Source organism: Variovorax sp. 05N34 (assembly GCF_056397405.1).
Map to the genome: position 1 here is coordinate 140940 of NZ_JBFTNI010000002.1, position 21392 is coordinate 162331.

Sequence of the window (21392 nt, forward strand, 5' to 3'; positions counted from 1 at the left end):
AGTATTTCCAGGCTATTACTTCAGTCGATGCGGAACCGTGTGTGTCCGCTCCTGACCGACATGCGCTTCACGAAGGTCCCCTGACGTGATGTCCCGCGTCAGCCGCCGGTGCACGCAACCGGCATGGCGCGCCCCATGGCCCATGACGTGCGGCCCTGGTCGATGATCAGCGTTTGGCGTCCGTTGGAAAACGTGCTGCCCGACTGCCCGATCGCCGGAAGATCAACGGCTGCCGCCCCATCAACGGAAACCGAGGCGCGTTCTCCCATCAAGCGCACGGCCAAGCGTGTCCCGTCGCAGACGTAGCTGCTGACTGGATATGGATTGCCGACGCCTATTGAGGGACTCGGCGTCGGATGGTGGCATGCCGCCAGCGTCAAGATGGCAAACGCGCCGGCCATTGAAGAAAGGAAAGTTCGCATTCATCCCCACAATCTGCTCGCTTGGCCACGAGCTTTCAAATATCACAGTACGGCATCGAATAGGGCGTCGTCCAGTGAGCGTGCCCAAGCGGCAATGCTACGCCGCTCGCGAAAGCACCCTGGCGGGGATTGTGAGGCCCCACAGCAGGATCAGTCGATCCCCGCAGCGTCAGCGCGGCTGCGCTGGTGTTGCTGCTTCTCGCATGGATACCTCTCAGCTTCACCCAGTCTTCCCTGTGGGTCCAGTGCGTGCGCTCGCTAGGTTTGCCGCAGCAGTGCCATTGCGTAACTGTCGGCGTACTCGCCGTCGACTCGGAACGAGCGTCGCTGGAGGCCTTCGATACTGAAGCCGAGGCGTTCGTATAAAGCCTTGGCGTTCTCGTTGTCGATGCGAACCGTAAGCTCGATGCGCGTCAAACCCGTCGCCCACGCAGCCTCGATGGCCGACTTCATCAACTTCTCGCCAATTCCGAGATGTCGTGCCGACGGGATGAGCCCGATGCCGAGCGTGCCAATGTGTGATCTCGCTTGACCGTGAGTCGGCAACACGTCGCACCATCCAACCACGACGTCGTCCAGAAGGGCGACCATCTGGCACCATCCATTCGCAATGATGGACGAATAGAAGGCCCAACAATCTTGCTCCGGCGGCGCCTCTGTGAAGGCGAGAAATCGCTTTTCCCGTGCCACCGTGTCGAGGGCGCGTCGCAACCCCTCGAAGTGCTCCTTCGCAACCGATTCAATGGACAGTTTCATCTGTTGGCGCTGCGCATGGTCGACTCCGGGCGATTGTGACCGGGCTCGTGGGTATGGGCCCGGTATGGGCCCACACGAGTGACTCGAGGCTCATGCTTGCGCGGCACAAAGCCGACCCGACGTCCAGCACAGTTTTTTCGCATTGAAGCTGCGCCGGCACGTCGCAGCCCCTCTGCTGTTCGAGTGCGCTGACTCCAAAGCAATTGCGGCCCGCCCATGCTCGCCTGGAGCAGCTGGCGCGCATATCGCGCGCTCACGGGTTCGCGCTCGGCTTTGGCTCGGATGGCGACCAGGCCGCCTGCCTCCTCCTCCTCGAGCCTGAGCAGCAGACAGCGCGTGTGCGGTGTCTGAAGCAAAGCCTTGAGGGACCTTCAGTTCGGGCTTGAGCAAGCCATGCCCCGACATGAGCTCCAGATTCAAGATGTGAATTTCGTTACTAAAGAATTCATTTCTCAACCAGGAACCCTTGGCGCGGCTTATTGCGTGAATTTCTTCCTCTGAAATTGAGTACCTACGTCTTAACGTCAAAAGTATTCAAACCCCGCTGCTGCATGCCTTCAGCGAACCCTGGAAAAGAAATCATGAACCGCATTTTCAGAGCGTCTGAATCGACGACCGCCGTCGCGAGGCCGGCAGCAACGGGCGCATCCAAACCGAATTCCGCGTGCAACCCGCCCGGCCGTGCTTGCGCGAAAGGTCTTCAGGCATCCATTGCCCTGGCAGTCCTCGCCTTTGCAGGAGTCGCCTCAGCCGCGAACTGTGGCAACGACAAGGACGTAGGCAACGCAGAACATTGCAGCTCACCTGCACCAGCACCTGCACCTGCACCAGCACCAGCACCAGCACCTGCACCCGCACCCGCACCCGCACCTGCACCTGCACCTGCACCTGCACCTGCACCTGCACCTGCGCCTGCACCCGCACCTGCACCTGCACCCGCACCTGCACCCGCACCTGCACCTGCACCTGCACCCGCACCCGCACCCGCACCAGCACCAGCACCAGCACCCGCACCCGCACCCGCACCCGCACCCGCACCGGCACCGGCACCGGCACCGGCACCTGTACCTGCACCAGCACCCGCACCCGCACCCGCACCGGCACCGGCACCGGCACCGGCACCGGCACCTGCACCTGCACCTGCACCTGCACCTGCACCTGCACCTGTACCTGCACCTGCACCTGCACCGGCACCGGCACCGGCACCTGCACCTGCACCGGCACCAGCACCAGCACCAGCACCAGCACCAGCACCGGCACCGGCACCTGCACCTGCACCTGCACCTGCGCCTGCATCCGCACCCGCAACGAAAGCAGCAGCACCGGCGGCAGCGGCAACAGCCGCGGCCGCCGCAGAAGAACCGACCAAGAACGCAGCACCCGCAGCCGCCGCCGAGGAAGCGACTCCAAAGTCGCAGGCGAACGTGGCAGCGACTGCCCCGCCGACACCTGCATCTCAGCAGGAGACGCTTCTGTTTGCTGCCCTTCCCGCGCAGGTGCGCCAGAGTGATCTCACGATGGTGGGCAACTTGCATCGCCGCGTCGGCGATAGCGGTCCCGCGCGTGGCGCCTGGGCTCGTGCCATTTACAGCGATCTGGACATCCGCCGGAACGGCAACGCTTCGCCAAGCAGTCAGGGCCAGTCGAGCGGCTTGCAAGCCGGCAGCGACTTCCTGACCGTGGACAACTGGCGTGTCGGGGCCTACGTCGGCTCGCTCGACGGCAGCGCCGAAGTGAGCGGCAAGGCGGGTGGCGCCTTCGACAGAGTCGGCAGCGACGATCTGCGGTCGAACTTCCTCGGAGGCTATGCGACCTGGACGGGTGCGAACGGCTGGTATGCCGATACAGTGTTGCAAGCGGGTAGCCACCGCTACAGCGTGCGGCCCGATGCCAGCTTGTCGGCGTCAGGCAAGGCGCGGAGCTACTCGGCATCCCTCGAAGCGGGCAAGTCCTTTGCCATGACAGAAGCATGGAGCATCGAGCCCCAGGCACAGCTGATTTATCTCAGCAGTCGGTTCGACGAAGTGCGAATCGTCGGCGCGAGCGTCCAGCAAGACTCTGACGCAGGCTGGATCGGTCGCATCGGCGTACGCATCAAGGGCGACATCCCTACTGCGGCCGGCCGCCTGCAGCCTTATGCACGCGCCAACGTGTACCGGGCGAATGCGGGCACCGACATGGTGATGTTCGTCGGTCCCGTCAGCGCCATCCAGAGTTCGAGCGCAAGCGGCTACACCTCCACAGAAGTCGCGGGTGGTTTTACGTTGGTGCTGACGCCTATCACGATGGTGTACGGCGAGGTGGGGCGATTGTTCAGCAGCGGGGGCAATGCGCAGGTGAAGTCATCGTTGCAAGGTTCGTTGGGCGTGCGAGTGAGCTGGTGATGCCGGTCTGCTCGGCATCGCGTCACTGTGCGCGAATGTCCGTGCACCTTAGGCGCACGAACGTTTTCCCCACTTACCTCCAACTGCGCCGCGAGGGGCATTGGCGCGTACAGAACCAGAAGCAGACGTACCGGAGGTTGCGCTCTCCTACATCGTGATCAACGAAGTCCGACTTTGGCGCCAGCGCACAAGAATCTGACGCAGGTTCGTTCCTCCGGCCGTCAAAGCGATCAGGGATGAGCTTGGTTGGCACTGCGCCTGCAAGCTTCGAAATGGCGCAGGAACCAGTCGCGAGCCAGTGAGGAAACGGTCTCGAGCGCGCCGGGCTCTTCAAACAGGTGCGTGGCGCCGGGCACGATCTCCATGTGCTTCTCGCTGCGCAGCGATGCGAATGCCTGCCGGTTCAGGTCGATCACGACCTTGTCGTTGCCGCCGACGATGAGCAGCGTCGGCGCGGTCACGCGCTCCAGCGCCGGCCCGGCCAAGTCCGGCCGGCCGCCGCGGGAAACAAGGGCGCGCACCGCTTCAGGCCGCTGGGCGGCGGCCACCAGCGCGGCACCGGCACCCGTGCTCGCACCGAAATAGCCGATGTCGAGATGCGTCGGCCCCGAAGTTCGCAGCCAGTCGGTAAGGCCGGCAAGCCGCAGCGCGAGCAATCCGATGTCGAAGCGCAACTGACGTGTGCGCTCATCGACTCTTTCCTCGTCGGGCGTCAGCAGGTCGGCGAGCACCGTTGCCAACCCGGCCGCGTTGAGCGCGCGGGCGACCCGGCGGTTGCGCGGGCTGAAGCGGCTGCTTGCTGCTCGACGGATTGCTCGACGTGCTCGACGGATCGCATGAGTGCCGTCTTATTTTTCTCCTCATCGCAGTGTTGTAGGGCGATGCTCACATCGGCGTAGGTGACGCAACTGCGTCCATTCCGGGGTCGATGTCCGACAGACCGGTATCGCGATCAGCGCAAAGTCAATTTCGACCACTCAACCAGCTAGTCAGCTGGTCATTGCAACCATCATTCGGGAGCACCAACATGCGCGATCTCGCTTCTTTTGCAACCGGTGTGGCTGTCGGCACCGTTGCCATGTACTTCCTCGACAAAGACAGCGGCCGGCGGCGCCGGGCGCTGGTGCACGACAAGTTTGTTGCGGCCGAAAACGACGTGGTCGATATGGCCGAATCCACCGGAAAACTGGTAGCGGACCATCTGAAAGGCATCGTCGCCACTCGTCGTTTCGACCGTGCTGGAGGCGATGAACCAAAGACAGACTCCCAGCTTCACGAACGCATCCGCGCGCGGCTGGGGCGACTTGTGAGCCATCCAAGGTCGATTCAGATTGAAGTCGATCAGGGCAACATTCGGCTGCGAGGTCATATCCTCACCGGGGAACTTGACGACCTGCTCTACGAGATCAAGCAGATGCGAGGGATAAAGACCGTGAGGAACGAACTCACGTGCCACGATACGGCACAGGGGATCTCCGAACTGCAAGGCGCGGCCGAACCCGTTGCGCACGCGCAGCACTGACAAAGGAGAAACCATGCAGAGCGAGAACTCAAACCCGCGGCACCACGTCCAGAACATGCGGCAGCGGCTCGACGAGCTGACAACTCACCTGCGAGCGGATATCGTCAAAGTGAGCGAGCCGCAACTGAAAGCGATGTTCGAGACTTCGGCCGAAGTGCTTCTGGGTCTCGGAAAGGCGTTCGAGGACTATGAGCGCAAGAACGAGCCCGCGTGGAAATAGATGCTGTCGGATGTCGTGTCGAGGAGACGCACTCACCAGTGGTGTGCCGTGGTCGGGCTTCTTCAATCGAACGCTATGGCCGCGCCGAGATGTCTTCTTGCCTCCTGGATCGCGGCAAGATGAGCCTCCTGAAACGCCTGCATCGTCATCCGCTCGGCCCGCACCGACAGGCTGACGGCCGCGAGCGCCTTGCCTGACCCGTTTTGAATGGGCACGGCGATCGAGCGGACGCCCATTTCCAGCTCTTCGTCGCATTCCGCCCAGCCTGTGGAGCGGCAGCGCGCCACGCAGTCTGCCGCCGATTCGATGTCCTGGACGGTTCGCGGGGTCCACGGCTCGAAAGATGCTTTGGCGAGATAGCCCATGACATCCTCCCGCGGGAGCGTGGACAACAACGCTCGCCCAAGCGAAGAGCAGTAGATCGGTAGACGGGAGCCGATCGCCAAGCCGGTGGAAAGAGTGCGCCTTCCGGTGGACCTGGCGATGATCAGCACTTCGTTGTCGAGCAGTATTCCAAGCGAAGCCGACTGTCGCGTGCGCTCGGCGAGGGTATCCAGTATGGGTTGGGCCAGTTGCGGCGCAGGCCGTGACACCAGGTATGGCCTTGCAAGCAGCAGCGTACGGGGCGCCACCCAAAAACGCTTGCCGTCGCTATGCAGGTAGTCAAGCGCTTCGAGGGTCATGAGAAACCTGCGCGCCGTCGCGGGGGAATAGCCTGTCAGGCGGGCAACTTCCGCGAGGGTCAGCTTGGAGTGCTTGCGTTCAAAGCACAGCAAGACCTTCAGTCCCTTGTCGAGGGAAGCAACGAAGTCTCGAGAGTGCAATCGGTGCTCATCTGACATTTCCGCATTATGGATCGTCCGCCGCACAGCCCTTTCTGGCGGGGGGAAGGCCTTTTATTGCGCAATGCGAAGTATCGTGTTGCCTCGGCAATTGATCGTCTTCAGAATTCGCGGTTTCGATTTTTGATTTGTCGGCGGCCTCTGGAAGGTTGGCGAATTAACGCCGCCTCCGATAGGGTTTATTAGCTCACTTGAAGAAAACATGATGAAGAGACGAGAAATTCTGGCCCTTGCGGGTCTTTTGGCCACCCCGCTTGTTTCACTTGCGAATGACTATCCACGAATGCCGATCAACCTGGTGACCCCTCTAGCCTCAGGCGACGCCGCTGACACGGCCGCGCGTTTGATGGGGCAGGAGTTATCGAAATTGCTGGGTTCAGCAGTCGTGGTCGTGAATCGCCCCGGGGCGGGCGGATCATTGGGCACACAATCCGTGATTAACGCGCCAAAGAACGGCTACACGATGTTGTACGCGCAAAACAGTCCATTGACGATTCGGCGCGTGACCGATCCTGACAGCGCAAACTACGACCCGCTGAAAGACCTGATTCCCCTTGGCATGGCGACGCGGAGCCCGTCTGTACTTGTCGTGCGCAAAGACGCTCCATTCCATACCTTCAAGGAGATGGCCGAATACGCGCGCAAAAATCCCGACGCCGTTCGCATCGGCAATGCGGGGCCCGGGTCCGTGGGCGACATCAGCGTCCAGTTGATGAGCGCAGCGACCGGCGCTCAAATGATTTCGGTGTCTTACAAGGGAGCTGCCCCGGCCATCAATGACCTGCTGGGCGGCCACATCGACGCCATCGTTCTTGCGCTGGGTGCCGTGAGCGCGCACATGCGCAGCGGTTCATTGCGCGGTCTGGCTATCTCATCGAAATTCCCAGAGTTTGCAGATATACCGACGCTCGGGCAGCTGGGATACAAGCAGGAGATCCAAGGCGTCTGGTTTGGTTTCTTCATGCCCGCAGGCGTACCGAAAAACGTGGTGGACACCATGCTACCGGCGCTGGAAAAAGTGGTTCGCAATCCTGAAATTACGGCGCGACTTCAGCCGATGGGAATCCTGCAGGAATGGGCCTCTGCGGAGAAAATGTCAGAAGAAATTTCCGGCGAATATAGCTCCGTGAAGAAATTACTCGGAGCTGCCCAAAAAAGATAACCTTGATTCAAAAATCCAGTTAAAGATCTAGGAAAGTTTTCATGGCTCAGAATATTCATGTGGCAATCGTGGGAGGTGGCATCGGAGGCCTGGCCGCCGCGAATGCCTTGCTGCATCGCGGTCTCAGCGTAGCGGTGTACGAGCAGGCCGGCGCGCTTGGCGAGGTCGGCGCAGGCGTCTTTATCTATCCCAACAGCCTGAGACAGCTTGAGCGAATCGGCTTGGGCGAGCCGCTGGCCAGAGTGGGCGCAAAAGTCGGTACTGGCTCGGAGTACTACCGCATGGACGGTTCGACCGTCGGCAAGATCCTGACCGCCGACTCCAGCGGGTGGAACGGGATGTACGGCATGCATCGCGCCGATCTCTTGAACGCGCTGGCGGACGCCCTGCCGTCCTCCTCGATCCACACCGGCCACCGCTGCGTCGGGTTCAGCCAAGACGAAAACGGCGCCAGCCTGACATTCGGGAACGGGAATGTGGCCAAGGCCGATGTCGTGATCGCCGCAGATGGAATCAATTCCGTCCTGCAGAAATACGTCGTGGAGCCATCGGCACCCGAATACTCCGGTGTTCGCGCCTATCGAGGGTTGATTTCCGCCGACAAGCTTCCGCAATGGAGGCCCCAAGCGCACCAGGTCTGGATGGGCGACGGCAAGCACTTCATGGTGTTCCCGGTCCGGCGCGGCGAGTTGCTGAACTATGTGGGCTTCGTGCCCACGAACACCGAGACGGTGGAGTCCTGGTCTGCAATCGGCGACAGGGACGAACTGGCAGCTTCTTTCGGTGGCTGGGACTCTCGTGTTACCGAGCTTCTGGGCAAAGTGGAAAGCTGCTTCTGGTGGGGGCTTTATGACCGCAAGCCGCTCAGGGAATGGATCAATGGCCGGCTGGTACTGCTCGGTGATGCCGCACATCCGATGCTTCCGCATCTGGGCCAAGGCGCCAATCAGGCCATTGAAGACGGGACCGCACTTGCCGTGCTTTTGCAAAAATGCAGCAAGAGCGGTGATATCAGGGAGGCGCTGCAAAAATATGAAGCACTCCGGCGCCCGCGGACGTCACTCGTCCAGGCCGAGGCCAGGAAAAATGGCTTGCGGTATGACTCGAAGTACGAAGATCTGGCGCAGCGTGACAGAGAAATTGCAAACTCCGCGCAATTTCGCAAATCACTCTACGACTACGACATAGAGAAAGAAGCGGCGGATTTTCGGGGCTGAACCGCCGAGCCGCTTCAGTCGGCAGCGCTAAACATCACCGACGCGCGCAGACCGGTCCGGCCGTTCGCGCCTGCATTTGCGTTGGACGCCAGGGAAACCGTCGCCCCGAATGCGCGCGCAATCTCTCTCACGATGGCAAGGCCGAGGCCGGTGCCTTCCGTGTCGTGCGACGCGCGATAGAAGCGCTCGAACACGCGCTCCATCGCTTCAGCCGGGATGCCGGGGCCGTTGTCGTCAACCGAGAGCTCGACGCGATCTCCGATGCGCTGCACCTTCACCGTCACCCGGCCTTCTTCGTGCGTGTAGCGCAGGGCGTTGTCCACAAGATTGCTCACCAGCGCGCCTAGCAATGCCGGCTGCGCCACAACCCAGCCGGTGTGGCCCGTCTCCGGCAGCTCCAAACCCAGGTCGATGTGGCGCCGATCGGCGAGCGCGGCCAGCTCCTCGATGCTGTGCAAGGCCACTGCAGCGAGATCGACCCGTTCAAGGCCGGCGGACGCATCGTGGTGTTCGGCTTGCGCGAGCAGCAGCAGCTTGTTGGTGACTTCGACCAGCCGCCGGTTGCTGTCCTGCATGGCGCCCCACATGGTGTCCATGTCGGCGCGGCGCGTGTCCCATTGCTGGCGATGCTGCCGCGTATAGCGCGCGTATTCAATCTGCGATGCCTGCAAGGCAAGCGGCGTGCGCAACTGGTGCGCCGCATCGGCAATGAAGCGCCGCTGCGCTTCGGAGTGCGCGCGCAACTGGCGCACGAAACCGTTGATCGTGTCGGCGACTGGCCGCAGCTCGGTGTGCAATGAGCGCGGCTCGATCGCGAAATCAAGGCGCATCGGGTCGTGCTGCGCGAGTTGCCGGCTCAGCCGCAGGACGGGGCGGAGCTCCCACGTCAGCGCGAATGTCGTCAGCACGATCGCGAGCAACAGGGCGATCAGCAGATAGCCAACCGTCGGCAACCAGAGCGCACGCAGCATGTGGTCGCGGCTGCGCGTGGTCTTGCCCACCGCAATGGTGACTTCGGCACCGCCGCCCACTTCGAACATGGCGCGCTGCGTGACGACGGCGCGCAGGCGAAGCCCGTCGAGTTCGGCGTCATACCACTGGGCGCGGTCCACGCCTTCCAGTTTGCGCTTGGGCGGTAGCGGGAATCCCGGCGTCCCGGCCAGCACCGTACCGGCGGCGTCGGTCACGCTGAGAAAGACCTGGTCGCGGTCGGGCGAGGCAAAGAGGCTCAGGGCCGAAGGCGGCACGCTGGCTTGCACGTTGTCGCCTTCCCAGATCAGCCGTTCGGACAGTACCTTGGCGGAGGCCAGAAGGTCATGGTCCTGCACGTAGTCGGCCACAGCCGCCGCGTTGCGCCAACTGAGATAGCCGCACACGCCGACGAACACCGACAGCGGCAGCAGCAGCCAGGCCGCCAGTCGCACGCGCAGGCTGGAAAGCAACTCAGCCTTCATCGCGCGTGCGCAGCAGATAGCCGACGCCGCGCAAGGTGATGATGGTGGCCTGCGCCTTCTCCAGTTTGCGCCGCAGACGATGCACGTAGAGGTCGATGGCATCGGCGCTGGGTTCGTCCTCCAGGCCGAAAATGGCGTCGACCAGCGTTTGCTTGGAGACCGTGCTGCCCATCCTGAGCATCAGCGTCTCGAGCAGCGTGCGCTCGCGGGGCGGCAGCGCCAGCTCGGCGCCCGCGAGCGTGAACTGGCGCGTGCGCAGGTCATAGTGCAGGTCGCCGCAAAGGATGTCATTGGCCTTGCCCGGCATTTGCCGCCGCACCAGCGCCTTGATGCGCGCGACCAGTTCGCGCACCTCGACAGGCTTGACGAGGTAGTCGTCCGCGCCGATCTCCAGGCACATCACCTTCTGGTCCAGCGACGCGCTCGCGGTCAGGACCAATACCGGCACGTCGTCGCGCCGCGCGCGCAATCGCCGCAGCACACCTTTGCCCGTGAGCCCGGGAATGTTGAGGTCGAGCAGGACGACGTCATAGCGTGCCTGCTGCAGCAGGCGGTCGGCGGCATCGCCGTCTTCGACGTGGTCGATGACGAAGTCCTGTTCGCGCAAGAGGTTGGCCAGCCACAGGGCGAGCTGCGGGCTGTCTTCGACAAGCAGGAGTTTCATGGGGAGTGGGATTCTAGAAAACCTTCCGGCAGGCCGCACGTCCGAGGGTTGTCCGAGGGTTTACCAGCAGCAATCGCCGCCTGTACCGAAAGCCGGCTGAAAGATGCGCATCCCTAGACTTTGCCCGTACCTGCGACGTCTTGTCGCGCGTCATTCCTTTCAGCCCTCAGGAGACATTCCAATGCGTGCTTTCCATCGCAACCTGCTCGCCACCGCCCTGTGTACCGCCTTCGCGGCAGCGGCGCCCTTTGCCCAGGCTGCCGAGCCGATCACCATCATGGTCGGCGGCATCAACAAGATCATCTACCTGCCGGCCAAGCTCACCGAGGCGCTGGGCTACTTCAAGGACGAGGGCCTGACGGTGGAGCTGCAGTCGCAGCCTGCGGGCGTCGACGCCGAGAACCAGTTGATCGCAGGCGCGGTGCAAGGCGTGGTGGGCTTCTACGATCACACGATCGACCTGCAGAGCAAGGGCAAGGAAATCCAGGCGATCGCCGTGTTCTGCAAGGTGCCCGGTGAAGTCGAGCTGGTGTCGACCAAGGCGGCGCCCACGTTCAAGAGCATGGCCGATGCCAAGGGCAAGACGCTTGGCGTGACCGGCCTGGGCTCGTCGACTGAATTCCTCACGCGCTATCTCGCCGATCGCCAGGGTGTCGCGACCAAGGAATACTCGCTGCTGCCTGTCGGTGCCGGCAACACTTTCGTGGCGGCCATGAAGCAGGACCGCATCCAGGCCGGCATGACGACCGAGCCGACCGTCTCGGAGATGCTCAAGACGGGCGACGCCAAGGTGCTGGTCGACTTACGCACCGAGAAGGACACGGCGGCAGCGCTCGGCGGCCTCTATCCGGCTGCGAGCTTCTACGTGCAGAACGCATGGGCCGAGTCGCACAAGGACCAGGCGGCCAAGCTGGCCCACGCCTTCGCGCGCACCATGGAATACATCCACACGCACAGCGCCGAGGAAATCGCCGAGAAGGTGCCGCGCGACTACTACGGCAGCGACAAGGCCCTGTACGTCCAGGCATTGAATGCGTCCCTTCCGATGTTCACCGCCGACGCGAAGATGCCTGCTGGCGGACCGGAGACGGTGCTGAAGGTGCTGTCCACGTATAAGCCGCTCATCAAGAGCAAGAACATCGACTTGTCGAAGACCTACACCAACACCTATCTCGCAGCGAGCGCCAAGTGACGAGCACGACCGAGACGCAGACGCCTGCCATCCAGTTCCGCGACGTTTCGCTGCGCTTCATCTCGGCGGACGGGAACGCCACGGTTGCGCTGCGCAACTTCAGCATGTCCGTGGCGCGCGGCGAGTTCGTCGCCATCGTCGGACCGACGGGCTGCGGCAAGTCGACGACGCTGAACATGGTCACCGGCCTGCTTCGCCCCACGGTGGGCGAAGTGCGGGTGATGGGCCAGCCGGTTCAGGGGATCGATCCGCGCATCGGCTTCGTCTTCCAGGCGGATGCGGTTTTCCCATGGCGCAACGTGACCGAGAACGTCGCTGCGGGACCGCTGTTCCGGGGCAAGCCGAAGAAGGAAGCGCACGAGATGGCGGCGGAATGGATCCACCGCGTCGGGCTGGGCAAATTCGGCGGGCACTACCCGCACCAGCTATCGGGCGGCATGCGCAAGCGCGTCGCGCTGGCGCAGACCTTCATCAACAGTCCCGAGATCCTGCTCATGGACGAGCCCTTCTCCGCACTCGACATGCAGACCCGCACGTTGATGCAGGACGAACTGCTCAGGCTCTGGTCTGGCACGGGCGGCTCTGTCGTCTTCGTTACGCATGACCTCGAAGAGGCCATCGCGCTGGCCGATCGGGTGTTCGTGCTGTCGGCGCGCCCCGGCACGCTCAAGCGCGTCTACGACATCGACCTGCCGCGCCCTCGCATCATGTCGCAGGTGCGCTACGAGCCGCAATTCATCGAGCTTTCAAAGCACATCTGGGACGACCTGCGCCAGGAAGTCGTCCTTGCCTGAGTCTTTTGCCCAAGTCTGTTTTCCGGAGTGTTTTCAACAATGACTGAACTAGTCCTGCCCGCCGTCCTCAGCGACGAGGCACTGGCCCGCGAGTCCGAACGTGCACAAGCGCGCATTCGCCGTCGACGCTCCATGATCATTTCGCTGCGTGTGCTGGTGCTGCTGGTGGTGCTCGGCGGCTGGGAGGTTGCCGCGCGCCACAAGTGGATCGACCCGTTTTTCTACTCGATGCCTTCGATGATCTGGGACCAGCTCGTCGAGTGGATGCGGGAAGGCACCGCGCAAGGTTCGCTGTGGATGCAGGTTGCCGTGACGCTCGAGGAAACGGTCATCGGATTCCTCATCGGGTCGATCGCCGGCGTCATATGCGGCATTCTGCTGGGCCGCAACAAGCTGCTGTCGGATGTCTTCAGCCTCTACATCCAGATCGCCAACTCGATACCGCGCGTGGTGCTGGGTTCGATTTTCGTCATCGCACTCGGCCTCGGGATGGCGTCCAAGGTGGCGCTCGCCGTGGTGATGGTGTTCTTCGTGGTCTTCGGCAATGCCTTCCAGGGTGTGCGTGAAGCAGACAAGTACATGATCGCCAATGCGCAAATCCTCGGCGCGTCACCGCGGCAGGTGACGATGTCCGTTGTCATCCCCTCTGCCATGTCCTGGATCCTCGCAAGCCTGCACGTGAGCTTCGGCTTTGCACTGGTCGGCGCGGTGGTCGGCGAATTCCTCGGCGCCAAGGAAGGCATCGGCCTGTTGATCTCGACGGCGCAGGGCGCTTTCAACGCGAGTGGCGTGTTCGCCGCCATGATCGTGCTCGCCGTGGTCGCGCTGGCTGCCGATTTCCTGCTGACTTCGCTGGAGAAGCGCCTTCTCAAATGGCGGCCTGCGGCCTTCTGAACGGGTAACCCAGGCCGATGGGTGCGGGCACTGCGTTGACGATGCGGGTGAAAAGCGCGGCGTAATCGGGCTCCGGTTCGCAACCCGCCAAGGCATCCCTGTTGGCGCTGAACGCCTCGTCGAGGTCGGCCCAGTCCTCGCGCGTCAGCACTTTTTCCGCCAGCGGAAGAATCTCCCGCTCCTCCAGGGCCATGTGGCCAAGATAGAAGTCGACATAGCGCTCGACCGCCTGTTCAAAGGCCTTCCGGCGTGGCTCGCCGAGCATTTCGAACGAGAGGAGCGCGTGTTCCACTTCGCGGATCTTCCGTTCTCCGCGTGCATGGTCGTCATCCAGCCGATCGAGCAGTTCGCGCGAGATCGGCGTTCGCGCGCGCAACTTGGGAAACAGCAATTCCGATTCCTTGCGGTGGTGCCGCTTCTCGGGAAACTCGTCAACATAGAAGAGCATCGCGCGGAGGGCAGCAAAATCAGGAAGCGTGCCCTGCCGCCGATGGTCCGCCAACAGCAGCAGGATGGAACGAAGCATGGCCGACAAGGCCGAGTGTTCGTCACGGATGATTCGAGTCGTCGTGTGCGTCATGCGGTTCTCCACTAGGTGTCGGAAGGTTGACATTGCGCGGACGTTTCGACCTTGCCGTAGATCAAACGGCGACGCTTTGCAGAGCGATCATTTGGTGAGCTTGAGCGTGCCCTTCATCATTGCCGAGTGCCCCGGAAATGAACAGAAGAACGCGTAGGCCTGGTCAGGCTTGAGCTTGCTGGTATCGAAGGTGACGGAACCAGACTCTCCACCACCGACCACTGCCGTGTGCGCAATCACGCGTGCGTCGCCCGGCTTGACGTAGTTCTTGTCCAGGCCGGCGCCGATGCCGTCGGTTGCCACGCCCTGCGCATCTGCGGCCGTGGTCAGCACCCAGTTGTGCCCCATTGCCGCTTTTGGCAGCTTGCCTGCGTGCTTGAGCTTGACGGTGAACTGCTTGCAGCTTTGGGGCACCTCGATGCTGCTCTTGTTGAACTGCATTGCGTCGTTGCCTTCGATCTCCACGTCGCAAGCGGCCGCCGAGGCTCCGCCGGTCAAGGCCAGGAAAACCGCCGCGGCGCAGATGTTCCTCATCTTCTTCATGTTGTTCATGTTGTTCATGTCAATGGAAATCACGTTCAAGGTCCTTTTCTTTCTACATTGCCAACGGAATGGCGGAACGCTGCATGAAGGCGGTCAGCGCCTCCACCTTGGGGATCTGGATGTCGCGGCGACCCCGCTCGGTGAAGCGAATCACATCGCCCCGCGCCATCCGCGACAGCGCCCGGCTCACGCTCTCCAGGGTCATGCCAAGGTAGTTGCCGATTTCGGCACGCGTCATCCGCAGGGTGATCTGGTCCGTCCGAAGACCCCGCTGCGCGAGAGCCTCTGCCCAGTAGCGAAGGAAGCCGGCAACACGCGCATCGGCCGGCAGAGTGCACAGCGACAGCAGTGAATCGTGGTCGCGGGCGAGTTCCCGGCTCATGGCTTCGTGCAGCAGGGTGAGCAGTGCGGGTGTTTGCACGGCCGCCTTGAGCAGCGCGTCATAGCGCACTGCCCAGACTTCGCCGGTGTCCATGGCCACGGCGTCACAGCGATAGTGCGACGTCGCGATGCCATCGAAGCCCAGCCAATCGCCCTTGAAATGAAGTCCGACGACCTGCTCCCGCCCTTCGCCGGACAGATTGACCGACTTGAACATGCCCGAATTCACGATGTAGAGACACCCGAATGATTGGCCGACTCCGCATACGATTTCGCCGGAACGAACCACTCGCCTTTGGAAGTGCACGTTGTCCTGGATCAGCTGGAGCATGTCGGCGATTCGGCTCACTGCCGACTGGGCACCTTGGGAAAGGCTGATTGTCGTTTCGCTCATCGCGCACTCCGTTGTCTGTTGGATGAGTGCAGCTTAAAAAGCTGGCGCAACGCGACCGTGAACAGGCCGGATGCTTCCGTAACAGTGCGTGAACTCCTTGTATCGATCCGGTGTCCTGCTCTCGCAGATGCTTCAGCGACACCAGCCGTCCAGTTGGTGGCTGAGATCGATCCAAAGGCCCTGGAGCGCCGCGGCCGCAAGCAAAGCCCCGGCGATCCGGCTGCCCCACTCCTTGCGGACGACACCCGCGCCCGTTCGCAGCCACTGCCACAGCCAAGGCGCAAGGACCAGCGAAATGCCGCTGCCCAGCGCGAACGCGGCCATCAGGGCTGCGCCCTGCAGCGCCCCGTTTGCCAAAGCAGCAAGCATCAAAGCGGAGTAGAGCAACCCGCACGGCATGAAGACCCAGAGCGCGCCGGTTGCAAGAGCACCAGCGCTCGACCTTGTCAGCGGCCTCAATCGACGTGCCAGCGCGCGTCCGGCCTGAAGCGCCAATCGGGGTTGACGCCCCAGCGCCGCCAGCGAGAGACCCCAAATCAATACGAACACATGAAGAAGCATCCAAAGCGGCCGCAATGCCACGACCTGTTCGCTCGCGAAAGCCAGGCCCTGCGCCGCCACTTCCGCGATGGCGCCGGCCGCCGCATAGCCGGCCACTCGGCCCGCGTGCAGCGCCAAGGCCGCGCCGAAGCCGCTCGTGCCACCGGACAGCGAGGCAACGCCGCCTTCCGGTGCCCGAACAATCCGGATCACGCCCGAACACGCCGCGCCGCACATTGCCACGCAATGCGGCCCGCCCGCCAACCCCATGAGGAGTGCCGTGCCGATGAGTGCCGCTTGTCCTCCCACGGCCATCAGCGCCTCGAACGAGGAACGTCCGCAGCGGGCGTTGCCGAATGATTCCGCGCGGTAAGAGCAGGAAGGTGCTTCTTTTCAGCAAGCGCGCGGTTGATCTCGATACCCTCCCTGTAATAGTCCTCCGAGACCACCGGATCAGGCGTGCGAACCGCCAGCCAAAGTGTGACGAAGCTGGCGACCACCACCACGGCCGGGCCACCCAGCACCATCCACAGCAGCGGAAAGCGCCACCACGGCGCGCATGTCAAGGAGGTAGTGGCAGTGTTCCCGGTCATGGGGTGTCCTTTGGTTGTCAGCGTGGCACCACGAAGGTGGCCTTCTCCGAGACCCGGGCGCCGTCGTCCGCCGAGCGCACGTCGAAGTAGACCGGATGTGAGCCGGGCGCCGCACCGCCGTATGGCAGTTGCAGACGCACGGCGACCCAACGCGATTGCGCAGGCCCGACTTCGACCGGCTCTTGCGGCACCAGCTGCAGGTTGTCGAGCCCTGTCGCCGTGATGCGATAGCGTTGTGGCCGCTCGGTCGCATTCATGATCTGCAGCCGATACACGTTTTCGAGTTGGCCGCCTTCGGCGATGCGAGCAAGCGTGCCGCGGTCGTGCACGACGTCGACTTTGAGCGGCGTTCTGAGCACGAGGCTTGCCAGCAAGCCAATGCACAAGGCTGCCAGCACGGCGCCATAGACCAGCACGCGCGGCCGGAGTATGCGGCCAAGGACCTGCTTCGGGGACCAGCGTCCGGTCATGCCATTCTGCGTGGCATACCGGATCAGGCCGCGGGCGGTGGTCATCTTGTCCATCACGGTGTTGCAGGCGTCCACGCACAGGCCGCAGCCGATGCATTCGTATTGCAGCCCCTGGCGGATGTCGATGCCCGTGGGGCAGACCTGCACGCACAATCCGCAGTCGATGCAATCCCCGAGACCCTGCGCGCGGGGGTCGCTGCCCTTGGCGTGCACACCGCGCGGCTCCCCGCGCTCTGCGTCATAGCTGACGATGAGCGTATCGCGGTCGAACATCGCACTCTGAAAGCGTGCATAGGGGCACATGTACTTGCAGACTTGCTCGCGCATGAAGCCGGCGTTGCCATAGGTTGCAAAGCCGTAGAAGAAAACCCAGAACACTTCCCACGAGTTCATTCGCGTCTGGAGAAACGCGAGCGCCAATTCGCGGATCGGGGAGAAATAGCCCACGAAAGTGAAGCCGGTCCACATCGCGATTCCGAGCCATACGACGTGCTTGAACCATTTCTTCACGACTTTCTCGGTCGAAAGGAGGTCCTTGTCCAGGCGCATTCGTGCGGCGCGGCTGCCTTCGATCTTCTGCTCGACCCACATGAAGATCTCGGCATAGACAGTCTGCGGACAGGCATAGCCACACCACAGGCGGCCCGCGACGGCCGTGAACAGAAAGAGCGACAGCGCCGAGATGACCAGCAGCCCGGTCAAATAGATCAAGTCCTGCGGATACAGGACGAGACCAAGGATGTAGAAGCGCCGTGCGCCGAGGTCGAAGAGCACCGCCTGCCGCTGGCCCCACTCGATCCACGGCAGCCCGTAGAAGAAGAGTTGCGTGGCGAACACCATCACCCAGCGCCAGCGTGCGAACAGCCCCTGCACGGAGCGGACATAGACCTTCTTGTGCGCCTCATAGAGGCCGACGCTTGTGTCGGCGACCGCGATCGGAATCACCCGACCTTTGGGCACGTTCGAGTCAGGCGCGGAATCTGGCATTGCTTGACCTCAAGGCGTGGCAGGCGCAGGCGCGGCGGCGGATGAACCGGGCTTGTTCGACAGGCCCCAGACGAACGATGTCAGCACGTGGAGCTGCGCTTCCGTCAAGCGCCCCTGCTGCGCCGGCATCTGGTTGGTCTTGCCGGTGTTGATGATTGAGATGATCGCCTCCTGTCCATAGCCATGCAGCCAGATCCTGTCCGACAGGTTTGGCGCGCCTACCGCTGTGTTTCCGATGCCACCGATGCCATGGCAGGCCGCGCAAGCCGTGAACTTGCTTTTGCCCAGGCCGGCCCGCACGGAATCATGTGGACTCCCGGACAAGCTCAGCACATAGTTGGCGACGTTCTTCACGTCCTCCGGCGTGCCCACCGCCTGCGCCATGGGCGGCATCACTCCGATGCGGCCGAGCGTGATCGTTTCCTTGATCTTCTCGGGCGTACCGCCGTGCAGCCAGTCGTTGTCGGTGAGGTTGGGAAAGCCCTTACCACCGCGCGCATCCGAGCCGTGGCATTGCGCGCAGTTGTTCAGGAACAGTCGCTCGCCGATGGCCATGGCTCCCGGATCCGCAGCCACTCGCTCCACGGGCATCGCCGTGTAAGAGGCATATATGGGCTCGAGTTCGCGGTTGGCAGCGGCGACGTCCCTTGCATATTCGGAATCTGTGCTCCACGCGAGGCGGCCTTGATAGGTGCCCAAGCCCGGGTAGGCGAAGAGATAGCCGAGAGCGAACACAATCGTGATGACGAACAGGCCCATCCACCAGCGCGGCAACGGGTTGTTCATTTCGCGCAAGTCTTCGTCCCAGACGTGCCCGGTCGTGTTGTCCGCACCGCCCGGCACCTTGGCTCGCGCCGTAAGCCAAAGCAGCAGTCCGCAGGCCAGGATACTCAAGAGAGTCGCAATGGCCACGTACTGTGACCAGAATTCATGGATGAAGTCGCTCATGGTGTCAGTCCTGCTCGAAGGGCAAGCGGCTCGCCTCATTGAAGCCCTCTGCGCGTCGGCGGGAGTAGGCCCAGACGAGTATTCCGATGAAGGTGGCGAAGGAAACCAGAGTCGCCAAGGTGCGCAAGGTGGTGATGTCCATCGAAGGCTCCCTACTTCAGTGCAAGTCCGAGGGACTGCAGATACGCGACGAGCGCGTCCATCTCTGTTTTGCCGCTGACTTCACTCGACGCACCGGCAATCTGCTCGTCGGTGAACGGCACGCCGACATGACGCAAGGCGCGCATGTGCGCGGGGGCTTCACCAGGATCGACCTGAGTCGTCTCCAGCCATGAATAGGCCGGCATGTTCGACTCCGGCACCACGTCGCGCGGATTGTTCAGGTGAATGCGATGCCATTCGTCGCTGTACTTGCCACCCACCCGGTGCAGATCGGGACCAGTGCGCTTGCTGCCCCACTGAAACGGGTGGTCGTAGACGAATTCGCCGGCCACGGAGTAGTGGCCATAGCGCATCGTCTCGGCCCGGAAGGGCCGGATCATTTGCGAATGGCAGTTGTAGCAACCCTCGCGCACGTAGATGTCGCGCCCCAGAACCTGCAGCGGCGTTGGCGGCTTCAGGCCCGTGATCGCCTCCGTGGTGGACTTCTGGAAGAACAGCGGCACGATCTCGACCAGCCCGCCGATGGCGACGACCAGCAGGACCAGCACGATCATGAGGAAATTGTTGGTCTCGATCTTCTCGTGCGAGAAGCCGGACTTCGGGGTACTGGTGCTCATCGAATCTCCTCAGGCATTTGCCAGCACTGGCGTCGGGATGACCATGCGAATCGAACGGCCCACGACGACCGTCATGGCCACGTTCCACGCCATCACCAGCATGCCGCCCAGGTAGAGCAGACCGCCGACGACGCGAACCATGTAGTAGGGATAAGTGGCCTTCACCCCTTCGACGAACGTGTAGGTGAGCGTGCCGTCGGGATTGATGGAGCGCCACATCAGCCCCTGCATCACACCCGCGATCCACATGGCCGCGATGTAGAGAACGATCCCGATCGTCGACATCCAGAAGTGCAGCTCGATGGCCTTGACGCTGTACATCTCGGTCCGGTTGTAGAGCCGCGGGATCAGGTAGTAGAGCGAACCCATCGTGATGAAGCCCACCCAGCCGAGGGCGCCCGAATGCACGTGGCCGATGGTCCAGTCCGTGTAATGCGAGAGGGCATTGACGGTCTTGACGGACATCATCGGGCCCTCGAAGGTCGACATGCCATAGAAGGACAGCGACACGATCAGGAAACGCAGGATCGGATCGGTGCGCAACTTGTGCCAGGCACCTGAGAGCGTCATCACCCCATTGATCATGCCGCCCCAACTGGGCGCAAGGAGGATCAGCGAAAACACCATGCCGATCGACTGCGTCCAGTCAGGCAAGGCCGTGTAGTGCAAATGGTGCGGCCCCGCCCACATGTACGTGAAGATCAGCGCCCAGAAGTGCACGATCGACAGGCGGTACGAATACACCGGCCTGCCTGCCTGCTTCGGAACGTAGTAGTACATCATTCCGAGAAAGCCCGCCGTCAGAAAGAAGCCCACGGCGTTGTGCCCGTACCACCACTGGACCATGGCGTCCTGCACACCGGCATACGCCGAATAGCTCTTCATCCAGCCTGCAGGGACTGCCGCGCTGTTGACGATGTGCAGCAGAGCCACAGCAATGATGAACGCCCCGAAGAACCAGTTGGCCACATAGATGTGGCGCACCTTGCGAGTGCCGATGGTGCCGAAGAAGACGATGGCGTAGGCCACCCACACCAATGCAATCAGGATGTCGATCGGCCATTCGAGCTCCGCGTATTCCTTGCCGCTGGTGTAGCCCATGGGTAAGCTGATGGCGGCAGCAACGATGACCGCCTGCCATCCCCAGAACACGAAAGACGCAAGGCCGGGCGCAAAGAGACGGGTCTGGCAAGTGCGCTGCACCACGTGGAAGCTGGTCGCCATCAAGGCGCATCCGCCGAAGGCGAAGATCACCGCATTGGTATGCAATGGCCGAAGCCGCCCGTAGCTGAGCCACGGAACTCCGAAGTTGAGTTGCGGCCAGGCCAACTGCGACGCGATGATCACGCCGACCAGCATTCCCACCACACCCCATACGACAGCCATGATGGCGAACTGCCGGACTGCGGTGTCGCTGTACACCGCAGCGGGAGAATTCGGAGATTGCATCATCAGGTCCTTCCTTGAACTCGGGCAAGTGTCCCGGGGGACCACCACCAAAGGCTTGATGCAGATCAATCGCTTCGCAGGATGCGCTCGCCCTCGGGCTCGATGTCCTCGAACTGCCCATCATCGACGGCCCACCAAAGCCCGCCGAGGATCACCAGCACGAGCACGACCGAGAACGGAATCAGCAAAAAGAGAATGTCCATTG

General features: G+C 62.5%; 25 protein-coding genes and 1 pseudogene. 8 read left to right on the top strand and 18 right to left on the bottom strand.

Annotated elements, in window-relative coordinates:
* Positions 1-98: 98 nt before the first annotated feature.
* The 3 genes from AC1DMA_RS05005 to AC1DMA_RS05015 all read right to left on the bottom strand — a co-directional run bounded on the left by AC1DMA_RS05005 (position 99) and on the right by AC1DMA_RS05015 (position 2558).
* Complete coding sequence (locus AC1DMA_RS05005; RefSeq protein ID WP_478143462.1) at positions 99-422, bottom strand: hypothetical protein; 324 nt, start codon at positions 420-422, stop codon at positions 99-101.
* Between the two features lie 258 nt (positions 423-680).
* Positions 681-1178, bottom strand: coding sequence for an N-acetyltransferase family protein (locus AC1DMA_RS05010; RefSeq protein ID WP_478143463.1), 498 nt, complete (start codon positions 1176-1178; stop codon positions 681-683).
* A gap of 594 nt (positions 1179-1772) precedes the next feature.
* Positions 1773-2558, bottom strand: coding sequence for a hypothetical protein (locus AC1DMA_RS05015; protein ID WP_478143981.1), 786 nt, complete (start codon positions 2556-2558; stop codon positions 1773-1775).
* A gap of 41 nt (positions 2559-2599) precedes the next feature.
* On the opposite strand from AC1DMA_RS05015, the pseudogene AC1DMA_RS05020 reads away from it, so the two are divergent.
* A pseudogene (locus AC1DMA_RS05020) lies at positions 2600-3562 on the top strand (autotransporter domain-containing protein); the annotation flags it as partial.
* A 230-nt stretch (positions 3563-3792) separates the two neighbouring features.
* Here the strand turns inward: AC1DMA_RS05020 and AC1DMA_RS05025 are convergent.
* Positions 3793-4302, bottom strand: a complete 510-nt coding sequence (locus AC1DMA_RS05025; RefSeq protein WP_478143464.1) for a dienelactone hydrolase family protein — start codon at positions 4300-4302, stop codon at positions 3793-3795.
* A 287-nt stretch (positions 4303-4589) separates the two neighbouring features.
* Here AC1DMA_RS05025 and AC1DMA_RS05030 point away from each other — a divergent pair, with 287 nt between their 5' ends.
* Positions 4590-5084, top strand: a complete 495-nt coding sequence (locus tag AC1DMA_RS05030) for a BON domain-containing protein (protein WP_478124019.1) — start codon at positions 4590-4592, stop codon at positions 5082-5084.
* 13 nt (positions 5085-5097) lie between these two features.
* On the top strand, positions 5098-5304 hold the full coding sequence (locus tag AC1DMA_RS05035) for a hypothetical protein (protein WP_478124020.1): 207 nt from the start codon (positions 5098-5100) through the stop codon (positions 5302-5304).
* A 62-nt stretch (positions 5305-5366) separates the two neighbouring features.
* Here the strand turns inward: AC1DMA_RS05035 and AC1DMA_RS05040 are convergent, their stop codons facing one another.
* Positions 5367-6173 (bottom strand): IclR family transcriptional regulator domain-containing protein, encoded by an 807-nt coding sequence (locus AC1DMA_RS05040; RefSeq protein ID WP_478143465.1) that lies wholly within the window; start codon positions 6171-6173, stop codon positions 5367-5369.
* 178 nt (positions 6174-6351) lie between these two features.
* On the opposite strand from AC1DMA_RS05040, the gene AC1DMA_RS05045 reads away from it, so the two are divergent.
* Positions 6352-7308, top strand: coding sequence for a Bug family tripartite tricarboxylate transporter substrate binding protein (locus tag AC1DMA_RS05045; protein ID WP_478143466.1), 957 nt, complete (start codon positions 6352-6354; stop codon positions 7306-7308).
* A gap of 41 nt (positions 7309-7349) precedes the next feature.
* Entirely contained in the window at positions 7350-8525 is a 1176-nt protein-coding gene (locus AC1DMA_RS05050; RefSeq protein WP_478143467.1) for an FAD-dependent monooxygenase, read from the top strand.
* Positions 8526-8539: 14 nt separating this feature from the next.
* Here the strand turns inward: AC1DMA_RS05050 and AC1DMA_RS05055 are convergent, their stop codons facing one another.
* Together AC1DMA_RS05055 and AC1DMA_RS05060 are read right to left on the bottom strand one after the other, a co-directional pair.
* Positions 8540-9967 carry a sensor histidine kinase gene (locus AC1DMA_RS05055; protein ID WP_478143468.1) on the bottom strand — a complete coding sequence of 476 codons (1428 nt, stop codon included), beginning with the start codon at positions 9965-9967 and terminating at the stop codon, positions 8540-8542.
* A gap of 1 nt (position 9968) precedes the next feature.
* Positions 9969-10643, bottom strand: a complete 675-nt coding sequence (locus AC1DMA_RS05060) for a response regulator (protein WP_478124025.1) — start codon at positions 10641-10643, stop codon at positions 9969-9971.
* A gap of 181 nt (positions 10644-10824) precedes the next feature.
* On the opposite strand from AC1DMA_RS05060, the gene AC1DMA_RS05065 reads away from it, so the two are divergent.
* Genes AC1DMA_RS05065 through AC1DMA_RS05075 form a run of 3 tightly spaced genes read left to right on the top strand, consistent with a single transcriptional unit; the run spans position 10825 to position 13523 of the window.
* Complete coding sequence (locus tag AC1DMA_RS05065; RefSeq protein WP_478124026.1) at positions 10825-11835, top strand: ABC transporter substrate-binding protein; 1011 nt, start codon at positions 10825-10827, stop codon at positions 11833-11835.
* Positions 11832-12629, top strand: a complete 798-nt coding sequence (locus AC1DMA_RS05070; protein WP_478143469.1) for an ABC transporter ATP-binding protein — start codon at positions 11832-11834, stop codon at positions 12627-12629. Before AC1DMA_RS05065 ends, AC1DMA_RS05070 begins: the two co-directional genes overlap by 4 nt.
* A gap of 39 nt (positions 12630-12668) precedes the next feature.
* Positions 12669-13523: an ABC transporter permease gene (locus AC1DMA_RS05075; RefSeq protein WP_478124028.1), complete on the top strand. Its 855-nt coding sequence runs from the start codon at positions 12669-12671 to the stop codon at positions 13521-13523.
* On the opposite strand, the gene AC1DMA_RS05080 is transcribed toward AC1DMA_RS05075, so the two are convergent.
* The 11 genes from AC1DMA_RS05080 to ccoS all read right to left on the bottom strand — a co-directional run bounded on the left by AC1DMA_RS05080 (position 13498) and on the right by ccoS (position 21390).
* Positions 13498-14103 carry a hemerythrin domain-containing protein gene (locus AC1DMA_RS05080; RefSeq protein ID WP_478124029.1) on the bottom strand — a complete coding sequence of 202 codons (606 nt, stop codon included), beginning with the start codon at positions 14101-14103 and terminating at the stop codon, positions 13498-13500. The two genes, AC1DMA_RS05075 and AC1DMA_RS05080, sit on opposite strands and share 26 nt — an antisense overlap.
* A gap of 87 nt (positions 14104-14190) precedes the next feature.
* Entirely contained in the window at positions 14191-14637 is a 447-nt protein-coding gene (gene azu / locus AC1DMA_RS05085; RefSeq protein ID WP_478143961.1) for an azurin, read from the bottom strand.
* 61 nt (positions 14638-14698) lie between these two features.
* Entirely contained in the window at positions 14699-15421 is a 723-nt protein-coding gene (locus tag AC1DMA_RS05090) for a Crp/Fnr family transcriptional regulator (RefSeq protein WP_478124030.1), read from the bottom strand.
* Positions 15422-15553: 132 nt separating this feature from the next.
* A complete protein-coding gene (locus AC1DMA_RS05095) occupies positions 15554-16276 on the bottom strand; it encodes a sulfite exporter TauE/SafE family protein (RefSeq protein ID WP_478143470.1) in 723 nt (240 codons plus the stop codon).
* Positions 16276-16554, bottom strand: a complete 279-nt coding sequence (locus AC1DMA_RS05100) for a FixH family protein (protein WP_478124032.1) — start codon at positions 16552-16554, stop codon at positions 16276-16278. Before AC1DMA_RS05100 ends, AC1DMA_RS05095 begins: the two co-directional genes overlap by 1 nt.
* Positions 16555-16571: 17 nt before the next feature.
* The gene (ccoG, locus tag AC1DMA_RS05105) at positions 16572-18011 is read right to left on the bottom strand and encodes a cytochrome c oxidase accessory protein CcoG (RefSeq protein WP_478143471.1); all 1440 of its coding nucleotides are present in this window, start codon (positions 18009-18011) and stop codon (positions 16572-16574) included.
* Positions 18012-18020: 9 nt separating this feature from the next.
* The gene (gene ccoP / locus AC1DMA_RS05110; protein WP_478143472.1) at positions 18021-18959 is read right to left on the bottom strand and encodes a cytochrome-c oxidase, cbb3-type subunit III; all 939 of its coding nucleotides are present in this window, start codon (positions 18957-18959) and stop codon (positions 18021-18023) included.
* A gap of 4 nt (positions 18960-18963) precedes the next feature.
* The gene (locus AC1DMA_RS05115; protein WP_478124035.1) at positions 18964-19101 is read right to left on the bottom strand and encodes a cbb3-type cytochrome oxidase subunit 3; all 138 of its coding nucleotides are present in this window, start codon (positions 19099-19101) and stop codon (positions 18964-18966) included.
* 10 nt (positions 19102-19111) lie between these two features.
* Complete coding sequence (gene ccoO / locus AC1DMA_RS05120) at positions 19112-19738, bottom strand: cytochrome-c oxidase, cbb3-type subunit II (RefSeq protein WP_478143473.1); 627 nt, start codon at positions 19736-19738, stop codon at positions 19112-19114.
* 9 nt (positions 19739-19747) lie between these two features.
* Entirely contained in the window at positions 19748-21187 is a 1440-nt protein-coding gene (gene ccoN / locus AC1DMA_RS05125; protein ID WP_478143474.1) for a cytochrome-c oxidase, cbb3-type subunit I, read from the bottom strand.
* 65 nt (positions 21188-21252) lie between these two features.
* Positions 21253-21390, bottom strand: a complete 138-nt coding sequence (gene ccoS, locus AC1DMA_RS05130) for a cbb3-type cytochrome oxidase assembly protein CcoS (RefSeq protein ID WP_478143475.1) — start codon at positions 21388-21390, stop codon at positions 21253-21255.
* Positions 21391-21392: the final 2 nt, after the last annotated feature.